General features: G+C 68.6%; 14 protein-coding genes and 1 tRNA gene. 5 read left to right on the top strand and 10 right to left on the bottom strand.

Going from position 1 to position 12,345, the window contains the following annotated elements:
• Positions 1–9: 9 nt before the first annotated feature.
• Together nrtL and ACFW47_RS31225 are read right to left on the bottom strand one after the other, a co-directional pair.
• Positions 10–1,044: an ArgS-related anticodon-binding protein NrtL gene (nrtL, locus tag ACFW47_RS31230; protein ID WP_386307803.1), complete on the bottom strand. Its 1,035-nt coding sequence runs from the start codon at positions 1,042–1,044 to the stop codon at positions 10–12.
• A gap of 98 nt (positions 1,045–1,142) precedes the next feature.
• Positions 1,143–1,655 (bottom strand): response regulator, encoded by a 513-nt coding sequence (locus ACFW47_RS31225; protein ID WP_386286893.1) that lies wholly within the window; start codon positions 1,653–1,655, stop codon positions 1,143–1,145.
• Positions 1,656–1,845: 190 nt separating this feature from the next.
• Between ACFW47_RS31225 and ACFW47_RS31220 the strand changes: the two genes are divergently transcribed.
• Positions 1,846–1,917: transfer RNA gene (locus tag ACFW47_RS31220), tRNA-Arg, on the top strand.
• 167 nt (positions 1,918–2,084) lie between these two features.
• Complete coding sequence (locus tag ACFW47_RS31215; RefSeq protein ID WP_386307802.1) at positions 2,085–2,882, top strand: hypothetical protein; 798 nt, start codon at positions 2,085–2,087, stop codon at positions 2,880–2,882.
• Between the two features lie 39 nt (positions 2,883–2,921).
• Here the strand turns inward: ACFW47_RS31215 and ACFW47_RS31210 are convergent, their stop codons facing one another.
• From ACFW47_RS31210 to ACFW47_RS31185, 6 genes are read right to left on the bottom strand one after another with little or no spacing between them, the layout of a single operon-like run.
• Positions 2,922–4,382 carry a tyrosine-type recombinase/integrase gene (locus tag ACFW47_RS31210; RefSeq protein ID WP_386307801.1) on the bottom strand — a complete coding sequence of 487 codons (1,461 nt, stop codon included), beginning with the start codon at positions 4,380–4,382 and terminating at the stop codon, positions 2,922–2,924.
• A complete protein-coding gene (locus ACFW47_RS31205; RefSeq protein WP_386307800.1) occupies positions 4,379–4,573 on the bottom strand; it encodes a helix-turn-helix transcriptional regulator in 195 nt (64 codons plus the stop codon). Before ACFW47_RS31205 ends, ACFW47_RS31210 begins: the two co-directional genes overlap by 4 nt.
• Positions 4,570–5,100 carry an HNH endonuclease gene (locus tag ACFW47_RS31200; protein WP_386307799.1) on the bottom strand — a complete coding sequence of 177 codons (531 nt, stop codon included), beginning with the start codon at positions 5,098–5,100 and terminating at the stop codon, positions 4,570–4,572. The genes ACFW47_RS31205 and ACFW47_RS31200 overlap by 4 nt, the downstream gene beginning before the upstream one ends.
• A gap of 2 nt (positions 5,101–5,102) precedes the next feature.
• Positions 5,103–5,951, bottom strand: coding sequence for a hypothetical protein (locus ACFW47_RS31195; protein WP_386307798.1), 849 nt, complete (start codon positions 5,949–5,951; stop codon positions 5,103–5,105).
• Positions 5,951–6,430 carry a hypothetical protein gene (locus ACFW47_RS31190; protein ID WP_386307797.1) on the bottom strand — a complete coding sequence of 160 codons (480 nt, stop codon included), beginning with the start codon at positions 6,428–6,430 and terminating at the stop codon, positions 5,951–5,953. Before ACFW47_RS31190 ends, ACFW47_RS31195 begins: the two co-directional genes overlap by 1 nt.
• 41 nt (positions 6,431–6,471) lie before the next feature.
• Positions 6,472–6,858 (bottom strand): XRE family transcriptional regulator, encoded by a 387-nt coding sequence (locus ACFW47_RS31185; RefSeq protein ID WP_386307796.1) that lies wholly within the window; start codon positions 6,856–6,858, stop codon positions 6,472–6,474.
• A gap of 228 nt (positions 6,859–7,086) precedes the next feature.
• Between ACFW47_RS31185 and ACFW47_RS31180 the strand changes: the two genes are divergently transcribed.
• Both ACFW47_RS31180 and ACFW47_RS31175 read left to right on the top strand, forming a co-directional pair.
• Positions 7,087–7,422, top strand: coding sequence for a winged helix-turn-helix domain-containing protein (locus tag ACFW47_RS31180; RefSeq protein ID WP_386307795.1), 336 nt, complete (start codon positions 7,087–7,089; stop codon positions 7,420–7,422).
• A gap of 158 nt (positions 7,423–7,580) precedes the next feature.
• The gene (locus tag ACFW47_RS31175) at positions 7,581–8,828 is read left to right on the top strand and encodes an XRE family transcriptional regulator (RefSeq protein WP_386307793.1); all 1,248 of its coding nucleotides are present in this window, start codon (positions 7,581–7,583) and stop codon (positions 8,826–8,828) included.
• A gap of 1,987 nt (positions 8,829–10,815) precedes the next feature.
• Here the strand turns inward: ACFW47_RS31175 and ACFW47_RS31170 are convergent.
• Positions 10,816–11,184 carry a winged helix-turn-helix transcriptional regulator gene (locus ACFW47_RS31170; RefSeq protein ID WP_386307791.1) on the bottom strand — a complete coding sequence of 123 codons (369 nt, stop codon included), beginning with the start codon at positions 11,182–11,184 and terminating at the stop codon, positions 10,816–10,818.
• Between the two features lie 63 nt (positions 11,185–11,247).
• On the opposite strand from ACFW47_RS31170, the gene ACFW47_RS31165 reads away from it, so the two are divergent.
• On the top strand, positions 11,248–11,667 hold the full coding sequence (locus ACFW47_RS31165) for a YybH family protein (RefSeq protein ID WP_386307789.1): 420 nt from the start codon (positions 11,248–11,250) through the stop codon (positions 11,665–11,667).
• A 23-nt stretch (positions 11,668–11,690) separates the two neighbouring features.
• On the opposite strand, the gene ACFW47_RS31160 is transcribed toward ACFW47_RS31165, so the two are convergent.
• Positions 11,691–12,047, bottom strand: a complete 357-nt coding sequence (locus tag ACFW47_RS31160) for a hypothetical protein (RefSeq protein ID WP_386286877.1) — start codon at positions 12,045–12,047, stop codon at positions 11,691–11,693.
• Positions 12,048–12,345 lie beyond the last annotated feature (298 nt).

Genomic DNA, 12,345 nt, shown 5'->3' with positions numbered 1-12,345 from the left:
GTGCTCTCTTCAGAGGTGGTCGGGTGCGTCGATACCGAGCAGGGTCAGGCCGCCGGCCAGCACCGTCCCGGCGGCTTCGGCGAGGGCGAGCCGGGCACGGTGGGCGGCCGAGGGTTTCTCCCCGCCACGCGGCAGCACGGTGGTCAGGAAGGGAAGCGCGGCGTCGGCGACGGCGACGAGGTGCCGGGCGAGCCGGTCGGGCGCGCGGTGGTCCGCCGCGGCGGCGAGCACGCGGGGGTGGTCACCGAGGGCGGCGAGGAGATCCTGGCCCGGTACGGGACCGGGCCGGCCCTCGAAACCGAGATCGGCGGCGTTGCGGGTGAGGGCGCGAGTCCGGGCGTGGGCGTACCGCACCCGGAAGAGGGGGTTGCTCTCCCGCTGGGCGAGGTGTTCGTCACCGATCCGGGGCCGGTCGTGGGCGGCGGGGTGGAGCAGGGCCCAGCGGGCGGCGTCGCGGCCGAGGGGCAGCGGATCGGCGGGGGCGGGCACGGGGCGCACGTTGACGGGCAGGCTCGCGGGCGCCGGTCCGACACCGTCGGTGCGCACCCCGAGGACGGCCGTCCACTCGGGGTCGAAGCCCTCCGCCGTGGCGCGCACCAGGGCGCCCTGGGAGCGCAGGATGCGGGCGACGGCTTCGGCGACGACGACGGCACGGAGGTCGTACGGGCAGTGCAGCTGCACGATCCGCCCGTCGGGCCCGTCGACGTACCCGTACCGTGCCCCGGCCCTGCGAATCTCCTCGACGAGCGCGGCCGGGGCGCCACCACCGAGGCTGATGTTGAGGAACCCGGGCCCGGTGAGGACGACATCGGCGACGCCGTCGACTCCCACGAGGTACGGCCGCAGCACCTCGGCGACCCGGTACGGCGGCTGCCCGGCCGGCCGGGCGAGCTGGAGGGCGATGTTGGTGGCGTAGTCCCCGCACCCCCCGGGCCCCGGCGGGGCGACCACGGCCCGCTCCGGGACGGTCACGTCCAGCTCCCCCGCGTCGACAGCGCGACGCACCGCGTGCAGCACGGTGCGGGAGAGCTCTGCGGGGGTCACGGGTCAAGCGTATGGGAGGAGGGGGGTGGGTAGGCGAACAGGTTTGGCGCCGGTCCCGACATATGGACGACTCCGACTCTGATCGTGGAGCTCGGAACTCACCCGGCCGGCTCGGCCTGCGCCGACGACTCACTCTCCCCCGCCGCACCCAGCACGGCCCGCAACGCCGCCGCACCGCCCCCGCTGACCTTGCGCTCGACCAACTGCCGCACGAGCGCGACGAGCTCGGCCGGCTCGAACGGCTTGGACAGAAAGGCGTCGGCCCCCGCATCGAACCCGGCGTCGATCTCGTACTGCGTACAGGCACTGACGATGGCGATCGGAAGGTCCCGCGTACGCGGATCGGCACGCAGCCGGGCGGCGGTCCGCACCCCGTCCATCCGAGGCATGACGACGTCCAGCGTGACGGCGTCGGGCCGCACCTGATGGACGACATCAAGACACTCGACACCATCAGCCGCGGTCACGACCTCGAAGCCCTCCAGCTCGAGATTGACCCTGATCAGCTGCCGGATGACCTTGTTGTCGTCCACAACAAGAACCCGGCCAGACGCCCTAGGCACAACTCGAGAGTAGGTCCGGACCGGCCACCGCGTCCGGGTTTTCCCCACTTCCACCCCGTGCGGGGGACAACCCCGCCGGGGCTGACGCCGGTACCGCGGGTCGCGGCCCTTCGGGCAGGGCGGGCGACTGGGGCGGGCAAGGGGGCGGCACGACCCGCGAAAACCCGTTCATGACCACCCCGGGGGAGCTGGTAGTGTTCTACCCGTCGCCGCGAGCAACACCGAACGCGACCGACACGCCCCCGTAGCTCAGGGGATAGAGCAACGGCCTCCGGAGCCGTGTGCGCAGGTTCGAATCCTGCCGGGGGCACTCGCCGGTCAGAAACTTGAAACTGTCGTCTGGCCAGGGCGAATGCCGACACGAGAGAGCGGGAGTCAGTCTCACTGACTCCCGCTCTCTCTCGTTGTCTCTCACTGTTCACGCACCATCTGCGATACACCCCGGTACGTCGTCCAGTCAGCGCAGGAGGTTGACGGGTGGAGATCACGGCCAAGGAGTTTCGTGCGACGGCCCTGCCGCAGCCACTCCGTTTCCCACCGCCCTACGCCGACAGGACGGCGAACCCAAACGGCTACTCATACTGGTGGCAGCTTCTTAGGCTCGTCTTTGACCTTCCTGATCCTCGTAAGTTCCCAGCACTAAATAGCTTCTCCGTGGAAGAACTTACGGTTATTAAGCGGTTCATCAGGTGCTGCGAGGAGTTGGCAGAATCAACGGTCCTCAGCAGCGATTCCAGCATCAGGTTGCACGTTACGCAGGCGGACGACGGAACTCAGACAGAGAAACTCACGGCCAATTTCCCGCCTCGGGAAGCAATCAGGGGCACGACCGTACTCTTTCGACAGCTCTACAGCAATGCGGAGCGGGCAAGTTACACGAAGGTGCGCCAAATAATTGGACGCCATCTTCACAGCACGCAGGATGCAGACCGTGAGCGCCGAGACGAGATGCAGCGACGATGGAACCGCGCTCATGGGCAGTTGCGCGCGTACCTGCTCACCTACATGGCGGACCGCGCCGTGTGCGAGGCGCGAGGCTGGCACACGGCTGGCATCCCGAACGCCGATGTCAAACCAGAAGAGCTGACGAAGCTCTTCCTATACGGCGACCTAATTCATTGGGGAGACGGCGCGGAAGAGCTGGACCAGCTCTCCAGTGACGAAGTTAAGCACGCATGGAACACGTTGCGATACATGCAAGTGGTTGCGCAATTGAGTCACTTTTACCTGGGGTACTCACTGCTCGCCAAAGCGGCGATCAGGCGGTCCATATAGCCTGATGGGGCAGCGCGGCGCTGCCCCATCAGCCGTGAACTAGGCGTTATCCCCTTCATCTTCAAGCGCTTTTTCAATCTTCCTATTGGCAGCCTCTTCGTGACCGTCGACGCAACCGAGATATCGACGATGAATAACCTCGGGCGAGTTGCCGACCCGCCGGGCCACCTCAGCAATCGGGACCCCGGCATTCAGCCACCGCGTGATACACGCATGCCGCAGGTCGTACGGGCGGCCGGCCAACGGGGAGCCAACCCGGTCGGGCGGTAGCGCATAGAGTCGCGCCTCCTCCCACACCCGCCAATAGGTGGACGAGCCGACCACTCCCCCGCGCTCGTTGCCGAACACGCGTCCCTCCTTGGCGGAGCCGAAGGCTTCCAGGTGGGCCCGGAGGATGGCGACCAGGACGGGCGGGATGGGTACCGGGCGGTCGCTGGTCGCTTCCCGTGCCTTCAGCCCCCGGCGGTCGTGCCGCTCTCCGGAGTCGGTCCACTGCTTCCCAGAGACGGGGCGCGTCTCCCGGAGCGTCAGCGTGCCCCACCCCGTCTCTGGCAGATGGCAGTCCGACAGCCTCAGCCCGACCGCCTCAGCCGGACGCAGCCCCGCGTAGTAAAGGACCGCGTAGAAGGCCACCAGGCGCCGCCCTCGGCAACGATCCCAGGACCCGACGTAGGAAACCGCCGCGAGCAACTGGCGGGCCTGTACAGCGTTCACGAGGACGCGTCGGTCAACCACGCCGTTGGAGCCGACATGCTTCCCACGGGCGCGCTGAAGCGGATTGTCGTCGAGTTCTCCCACGGCCACCGCGTGTTCAAGCGCGGTGTTCAGGGCACGGCGGCGGCGCCGGTACGTGTCGCCTGCAGCCGGGGTGCCGTCGAGCTTGTAGCTCAGGCGGTACAGCACGTCTTCGAATACCTCGGGGTCGGCCAGGTCGCCGATCGGGCGGTCCGCCGTCGTGAGCCAGCCGTATGCGATTTTGAGGTCTGCCGGCACATCCCCACCTGCGTTCGCGGGCACGATCCCCCACCGGAAGGCCAACCGCAGTTGTTCATCCGTGGGAGCGCCGTCGCCGCGCTTGACCATCGCGAGGCTCACAGCCGCAAGGCCGTCCGCCATGCCCTCACGCGTCTTGGCTGCGCTCGTACGCCACCGCCCGGCGAAGTACTTCCGGCAGAACTCGAACCACCGGCGCGGGGCCCTCATCTCAGCCGCGGCGGCTGCTTCCGCCGCCGCGCGGACTTCGGACTCGGGTTGACCGCTCTCGATCTCGAAAGCCTCACCCCGCCGCATGGCCTGTCGCAGTTCTGAGCGTCGGCTCTCGGCAAGCGCGGACGTGGCGAACGTCGCGCTGCTCACCCTTCCGCCTACGACCCACCGGAGCTGATAGGGGCGGGCTTTCCGGTTGACCTTTGTGACCTTCCACAGTCGGATGTCAAGGGAGTACCCCGGCCGCGCCTCCCCGTGTGGGCGGCGGGCCGACGCGTCGTCATTCCTGCTCACGCAGCGTCCTCCCGCTCCGTCAGCCAACGCTCGTACTCCGACCGTCGGATACGAACGTCGCCGTTCGGGAGCTTGATCGAGCGGGGCCCCTTCCCGAGCTGGCGCCACCGGTAGAAGGTCGACGGAGCAACCTTCAGATCGGCAAGAACTTCCTGAACGGTCATCTTGTCGTCCACCGTGCGGGCCTTCATGCGGCTGTCCTTTCCGGGGCCGGGTGGCGCGGGGTCGATTCGGGCAGGTGAGGGGTGGACCGTTGCGCGGCGGTCGCGCTCGACTGGTTGGCGTGGGCGAGCCGGGCCAGCAGTCGCCAGAGGGCGAGCGTGAACAGGGGCGTGAACACCGGTGCTCGATCGGTGAACGCCCCCGGTCCTCCGTGAACAGTCGGCCCGGTCGCTGTGAACGTGATCGGCTCGCCGTGAACGCTCGAACGGTCGGGCGTGAACACGGTGGCGGAGGCGTGAACGGGGTACCGGGCGGCCAGCAGGAGTGCGATCGACAGGGGGAACCGATCGGCCTTGCGGTGGTTGCAGTCGAGGCAGGCGAGCGCGAGCGCGGTCGCCGACCATGTGTGCCACAGGGACCGGGGCACGATGTGGTCGAGCGTCGCGGTATCGAGCGAGGCGAAGGGGTGGCGGCAGTACGCGCACCGGTACCGGAAGACGTGCGCCGCGTACCTCTTGCGGGCCCGCCGTACGGGTCCCTTGGGCTTGTTCGGCATGCTCACCACTGCTCCCGCAGCGCGCGGCGCCATGTGCCGTCCGGCCCTGCCGGCGGGGTGGCCCCGACCGCGTAGGTGCCGCCGTCGGTGCGGACGATGAGCGGGGAGGGCTGGCGGGTGTCGGCGCGCATCAGGTCGAAGCAGAACCGGCGGCGGTGCCAGTCGGGCAGGGCCTGCCGGTAGAGCCAGTCACGGCCGGGCGTCACGGCCGTCACGCCGTCACGCTCCCCGGCCGTGGCGGCGGGGCTGACCTGCGTGACGACCGGCGTCACGGGAGCCGCGAACTCCCGGACCATCGCGGCTCCGAGACGGATCAGCGTCTCAACCGGCACGAGAGCGGCGCCCTGCCGGACCGCGCGGGAGACCAGCAGGGGCGCGCGGCGCAGCGTGTAGGCGTCGACCTGGTGGTGTCGGTAGGCGTCGGACAGGTACAGGGCAACGGCTGCTTCCCCGACCGTCATGGGGCGAGAGCGGGCGCCCTCGTACCAGAACGACAGGGCGAGCCGATACGCGAACGTCCGGCAGACGCCGACCTCGGAGAACTCGGCCTGGTCCAGGCTGTTGAAGGTGTCGGCCACCTCGGCCACCCCGGCCGGGCCCAACTCCCCGACGGATTCCCGGAACACGGCGTACAGGGCATCCGTGGTGGGCACGGGCACGGCCGTCTCGTCGGCGCCTGCCTCGAACAGGGCGGCGGCCACCTCGTCCGGCGACCACTCCAGACCGGCCGCCGGGAGGGTCGGGAAGGCGTCCGAGGGGCGGCGGCGCTCCCGCCGTGCCAGAGGCACGGCGGGAGCGGCCGGGACCGTCACACGGGCGTACAGCGCGTTGAGGGGGCCCAGGGCGGTCATCAGGCACCCGCCCGACGGGCTCGGTGGAAGGCGTCGATCTGCGCACGGCGGTGGACCGGGCACAGGATCTCGCACGACGCGTCCGGGTCGGCGCCCCACACGGCGATCCCGCCCGTGCCGTGGCAGGGGCAGTCGCCGTCGACGGTGGCGGCGCCGTTGCGGGCTCGCGCCTCATCGCTCATCCCGTCGAAGCAGCAGACGCTCCCGGATCCCGCCTGATCGGCCACCAGGAGGCGGCGGGCCTTCGGGAAACGCTGTTCGTGGCGCTCCTGGATCTGCGCCGTGACCAGCCCGTTGACGTTCAGCAGGCGCCACCCGTGGTAGCGCTCCGCACGGGTGCGCAGCTCCGTCATCCCGAGCCGCTCGACGCCTTGCACGATCCAGTTGTGGACCTGCTCACCGGTGTGGTGGCGCCGCGTGTTCGGCATGTCCGACGCGTACAGCGCCACGGCTCGCTCAGCGCCCGTCAGGCTGGTCACGTCGATCACGGTTTCCTGGCTGTGAGTGAGTGCGGTCGCCATCACGCCTGCACCCCCTGCGCGACCAGCGTCGCCGTCAGGCTCTCGACCAGGGATTCGAGCGTGCTGATCCGGTCCCGCATGCCCTTCGCGGTCTGCGGGGCCCGGTCGAAACCGAGTTCCTTCGGGGTGGACCGGTACAGCGAGCACAGCAGCACGCGGTAGGTCTCGTTCGGGCGGCTCCCGCCGTGCTCCCAGCGGGAGAGCTGCACCTTCAGCGACGGCTCGGAGGCCACCTGCCAACCCCAGTTGTCGGCCAGCAGGACCAGGGCACGCACGGCCTTGTCCTGCGACCAGCCCCGGGCCACCCGCGCTCGCCCTAACGGCGTGTCCGCCGACCGCAGCTCCTGCGGCTGCTTGGGGGCCGCTCCTGCGACCGTCACGGTCATCTCAGGCATCATGGAAGTACCCCTTCGAGGGTCGGGGGACGGCTGCTTGCTTGGCGGTAGGGAGCCGTCCCCTGCTTCGGGCCCTGGATTTGACCAGGGCCTTTTTGCACAGTTGGCCCCCTCGCGGAGGGGGTTAACTGCCATGAACTAGCGTGCACTAGTCTGCTGTAGTCCGCAACCCTTGTGCTGTGACGCGCTCTAGTTCGCTGTGGTGGGTACTCTCAGAGCATGACTGCCACAGGGGTGCCCAAGTCGAAAGCGACGCAGGTCGCAGATGCGCTGCGGGAAGAGCTGAAGCGAATGAAGCCCGGCGACAAGCTCCCGTCCCAACGGGAGCTTGTGGAACGCTTCGGGTTCGCGAGCCAAACGGTCCAGAACGGGCTGGCCGCACTCAGGGCTGAAGGACTCATTGTCTCGGCCGGCAACCTCGGCAACTTTGTCGGCGACGGGACCACGCCGACCGGCGACGTTCGCGACGAACTCAAGGAAATCCGCTCCCAACTCCAGGCGCTGACTGAACGGCTCGAAGCGCTCGAAGCGCGTTCGATGCCGGGCGGTGCGTGATCTGGAACCAGCATGCTGCGAACGCAGCGTGTGCAGTAGGTGACAGATTGGGGGCAGGAGGCGAGCCAGGGGGACACGGCAGGTGTCACCTGGCTGTCCCCTTCCCTGTCCCCCCTCGTCACGCGCGAGACTCGGATCAGGTACTCGGAGGAGGGCGCATGACCGACGACAGGCCCGCATGGGCACGGCGCATCGCTGCTGAACGCTTGGCCCGCGACTGGTCGCAGCGCGATGCCGTAAGGGCGCTGCGGGCCCACGCTCCGACGGAGCTACCCGCCGAAGAGAGCATGGTCCGACAGTGGAAACGCTGGGAGTCCGGCCAGGCGCCGAACGACTTCTATCAGCCGCTCATCGCCGCCGTGTTCGGCACGGTCACGCGCGCCTTGTTCCCCGCGCCGGCACGCCGTGATGGCGACAAGGAGATCCTCGCGGCGAGCGGCATGGAGACGCTCGAAATCGTGAGCCGACTCAACCGCTCCGACGTAGACGCGGCCACTCTGGACGCCCTACGGATCACCACGGACCGGTTGTGCTCGGAGTACCCGTTTATGGCCAGCGAGCAACTGCTGATCGAGGGGCGTCAGTGGCTGCGCCGCGTGGTCGAGCTGCACTCGAAGAGCCTCACCTTGGCGCAGCATCGTGAGGTACTGGCTCTGTCCGGCTGGCTCGCGCTCCTCGTCGGCTGCGTCGAATACGACACGGGCAACCGTCACGCTGCTGAGTCCACTCGCCGGGCCGCTCTGTCCCTGGCCACAGAAGCAGAGCATGGGGAAATCGCCGGGTGGGCGCACGAGATGCGCGCCTGGTTCGCCCTCACGACCGGCGACTATCGCGGCGTAATCGCTGCGGCCGAGGCGGGGACCCTGGCAGCACCAGACCACGGCGTTGCCGTGCAGCTCGCAGGGCAAGAGGCCAAAGCGTGGGCACGTCTCGGCGACCGACGACGCGTAGAAGTCGCGCTGGATCGGGGGCGCAACCTGCTGGAAGGGATGCCGCATCCCGAGAACCTCGACAACCACTTTGTGGTGGACCCGGCGAAGTTCGACTTCTACTCGATGGACTGCTACCGCCTGGTGGGCGAAGACAGGCTGGCCCGGACCCTGGCGGAGGAAGTTCTCCGGACCGGCACGGACTTCGACGGTACGGAGCGTTCCCCCATGCGCAACGCGGAAGCGCGGGTGACCTTGGGTGTCACGGCCGCGCGGGAAGGCGACCTGGACCAGGCACTCATCATGGGCGAACGTGCTCTCCAGGGGGAACGCCGTTCGGTCCCCTCACTCATCATGACGAGCCGCGAACTCGCAGCCGAGATGAGGCGCCGCTACGCCTCTGAGCCTGCCGCCCAGGAGTACCTCGGACACCTTCGCGACCTTGGGCAGACCACCCCTGGCTTCCTACCTCAGTAGGTCACGCTCCGTCTTGTACGGACCCCGTTTTCCTCCCCTCTGGGAAGTCCGCTACATCCGCTACGCCGCTACACGGCAGCTCAGACCCATGATCTCTGTAGCGGGCATGTCGGGTGTAGCGGACGCGGCCCGCTACACCCGAGCGTCTCGGCTACCGGCCGTGGTCGCGCTCGCAGTCGTTCGGCTGGAGGGGCAATGAGGACCGCCCTACGGGCGGGCGACCTTCGGGGCACCTCAGCGCCGTGGGAGCTCCCCGCCGTGGGCGCCTGCGAGTCTCGCAGGGTCGGGCAAGACTCTTCAGGGGGGCGGCCCTATCCCCTGAGGGCCGCTACTTCCGCTACCGCCGCTACCGCGCAGGTCAGACCCGTGATCGAGGTAGCGGGAACGGGTAGCGGTAGCGGATACCCCCCGCCTGGATTGCCTGAGGCCACTTCTTCAGCGGGGAGTGCCGCCCCCCTGGATTGCCTGAGGTTCGAGCAGCACTCCAGGGGGCGAAGAGCAAGAGGAGCACCCGGCGCGCTGGTGCTCCTCTTGCTCTTCGGACGCACTAACAGACAGATCTCACCCTCTCTTTTTCCTAAGTAAGAAATCCTGCGTCACCTGCGTCACTGCGTCACCGAATACTCTCTGACCTGCACGTATGGGGGTGACGCAGACGGCACCCTCTGCGTCACCCGCGTCACCGATGACGCACGCCTGCGTCACCAGTGACGCACTCGCAACGCTCTGCGTCACCCGGAAACTGCAGGTCAGACGGCCTGGGTGACGCAATGACGCAGGTGACGCAGAAATCCCCACCTCGGACAGACACAGCAATCCAGGCGGGGGGTATCCGCTACCGCTACCCGTTCCCGCTACCTCGATCACGGGTCTGACCTGCGCGGTAGCGGCGGTAGCGGAAGTAGCGGCCCTCAGGGGATAGGGCCGCCCCCCTGAAGAGTCTTGCCCGACCCTGCGAGACTCGCAGGCGCCCACGGCGGGGAGCTCCCACGGCGCTGAGGCGCCCCGAAGGTCGCCCGCCCGTAGGGCGGTCCTCATTGCCCCTCCAGCCGAACGACTGCGAGCGCGACCACGGCCGGTAGCCGAGACGCTCGGGTGTAGCGGGCCGCGTCCGCTACACCCGACATGCCCGCTACAGAGATCATGGGTCTGAGCTGCCGTGTAGCGGCGTAGCGGATGTAGCGGACTTCCCAGAGGGGAGGAAAACGGGAGCGCCGAATCGTCATCGCGTACAACGCTCGCGCCGGTAAGCGGAATCGCTATGTTGACTCCTCAGGGAGGCAGGCATACCCCCTTCCGGAAGCCTCCGGAAGGGGGGTTTCGCTGTCTGACCTGCACGCCTCCCTGCCTCCCTGATCTCTGATCTACGCAGGTCAGATACGGGGAGGCGCCCCAGGGAGGCACACAGGGAGAACTCCCTGCCTCCCCGTCGCCTCCCCGGGCGCCTCCCCGGCGAAGCGGAACGAAACGGCGCCCCGTAGATGAAGCCGTGCAACCGCTCGACCGGGGTGTCACGGTCCGCCGGATGCCGGCTGTCAGACTGCGTCAGTCCCCGCTGTCAGGAAGCGTGACACCCCTGCCCGCCTAGAGATTCCGGTGTCACGGCCCCTGACTGTCAGAAGGTGTCAGGCAGGCTCTAACACGGCGGTCCGCTCGGCGTGCGGATCGCCGTGCGGCGGTGTGACGAGCGACTGTGAAGGCGCGTCACACGCGCTCCCGCCTAGGGGTTTTGGTGTGACGCGCCCTCACACCGTGACGGGCGTTGGACGGCGTTACGCACTATCTGCGATACAGGAAGCCGTTGACCACTGCCCGACGTTACGAAAAGTGCTGGTCAGAGAGCAATCGCAAGCCTGATCACGAATGTGCTCCGGAGCCGTGTGCGCAGGTTCGAATCCTGCCGGGGGCACACTGTGTAAGTGTGACCTGGACCCCGTCACCAGCGGAGACGCTGAGGGCGGGGTTTTTGCGTTCCGGTCTTGCCGGCTCATGTCGAGGCGTGCGCTCCCCAGTCCCACAGGGCCTGCAGGACAGGCCCGAGGCGGTGGCCGCTCGGGGTGAGGGTGTAGCGCACGCGCGGCGGCCAGCCCGGGCGGCGGTCGCGTGCGACGACTCCGGACTCGCGAAGCTGTGACAACCGGTCGGACAGCACCTTGTCCGACACCGTGGGCAGGGCCGCGCGCAACTCGCTGTAGGAGCGGTCGCCGCGCAGCAGTTCACGGACCACCAGCGTGGTCCAGCGGCCTTGCAGGGCCGCCAGCGTGATCTCCACCGGGCACTCGGGAGTGGGTGCGGTGACGTCCGCGCGCGGGTCGTCGGGGAGCCCTGCCGGGTGACCAACCGTTCGGTGAGTCACGAGATCGCCTCCTAGCGTGTGGGGCAGTTCGATTCTCCCGGCCCGGAAGGACGTCTGTCGATCATGCGAAGCCTGGCCGATCGGCCCGAAGAGGTGCCCGCGGTGTTCGCGGAGCGGTTCAACAGCGGGGACGCCGTCGCGTTGGCGGAGGTTTACGAGGACTCCGCGGTGCTGGTCCCGCAGCCGGGGACGCCGGTGACCGGCCCGGATCTGCGTGCCGCGAACGGCCGTCTGCAGGAACTGGGGGTTCTCATCTCGGTCCGGCCGCGGCACGTGTACCGGAGCGGGGACGTGGCGCTGCTGATCGTCGACTGGGTCATCGACGGGACCGGCCGGGAGGGACAGGCGGTGCACGTCGAGGGCACTGCCACCGACATCGCCAGGCAGGGTTCGGACGGCCGGTGGCGGTATGTCATCGACAACCCCTTCGGCACCGGCGCACAGCCTGGCTCGCCCTCGCCCGCGCCGATGAACCGGGCGTGAGCACGTCCGCGGTCCCCTGACGGTCACAGACCGTTGACGGTCAGTCCTGCGAGTACGCCGTAGCCCACGGGCAGGACGTAGGCGACGCGGGAGGCCGCCGGGTGCTCCCTGACCCGCTCGATCAGTGCCGCCGTCGCGATGCCGAACACCGCGGCGAACAGGACGAGATCGGACCAGTCGACCGCCTGCCAGTGCCCGGCCGCCAGGGCAGTCACCACCATCGAGCCGCCGAACAGCGCGCCGGCCGACAGGGCTTCGTTCTCCACGACCGCCGGTCGCCCGGCCGTATCGGTGCGGAACGCCTGCCGCACGAGGCGGGCGGCCACCGCCATCGCGGCCAACGTCGCCACAACGAAGGAGAGTTGGAAGAGCAGTGTCATGACGCGTACCTCCTTCCGGGGCGATGCGACGTCCCGTCACGGAGCCACCGATCGTCGCGATCACCCCGGCCTGCACGGCCTCGTCGCCCGGCATGGCCTGGCGATGCCGACTGCTCCCGTCCCTGGTTGCGCAAACGTATCGACCTGTGAGCAGGTCCTTCAATTTCAAGGCAGGTGAGCATGATCACCTGTGAGATAGCAATGAAGAGGCAACCTTTCTTTCGATACGCCACTCCCTGTGCCGGTTTCGCCGGCGTGCCTCCCCGTCCGCCCGGGAGGGGAGGCACGCCGGCCGTAC

It is taken from the genome of Streptomyces sp. NPDC058796 (assembly GCF_042745235.1).
Classification (GTDB): domain Bacteria; phylum Actinomycetota; class Actinomycetes; order Streptomycetales; family Streptomycetaceae; genus Streptomyces.
The sequence above is the reverse complement of the archived record's forward strand: the minus strand, read 5'-3'. Positions and strand labels throughout refer to the sequence as shown.

Bases quoted from the DNA above. Each gene is read 5' to 3' on its own strand.
- ACFW47_RS31180 (WP_386307795.1), top strand. From the start codon at position 7,087: ATGACTGCCACAGGGGTGCCCAAGTCGAAAGCGACGCAGGTCGCAGAT.
- ACFW47_RS31205 (WP_386307800.1), bottom strand. From the start codon at position 4,573: ATGAAGGCCCGCACGGTGGACGACAAGATGACCGTTCAGGAAGTTCTT.
- ACFW47_RS31200 (WP_386307799.1), bottom strand. From the start codon at position 5,100: ATGCCGAACAAGCCCAAGGGACCCGTACGGCGGGCCCGCAAGAGGTAC.
- ACFW47_RS31175 (WP_386307793.1), top strand. From the start codon at position 7,581: ATGACCGACGACAGGCCCGCATGGGCACGGCGCATCGCTGCTGAACGC.
- ACFW47_RS31195 (WP_386307798.1), bottom strand. From the start codon at position 5,951: ATGACCGCCCTGGGCCCCCTCAACGCGCTGTACGCCCGTGTGACGGTC.
- ACFW47_RS31185 (WP_386307796.1), bottom strand. From the start codon at position 6,858: ATGACCGTGACGGTCGCAGGAGCGGCCCCCAAGCAGCCGCAGGAGCTG.
- ACFW47_RS31160 (WP_386286877.1), bottom strand. From the start codon at position 12,047: ATGACACTGCTCTTCCAACTCTCCTTCGTTGTGGCGACGTTGGCCGCG.
- ACFW47_RS31165 (WP_386307789.1), top strand. From the start codon at position 11,248: ATGCGAAGCCTGGCCGATCGGCCCGAAGAGGTGCCCGCGGTGTTCGCG.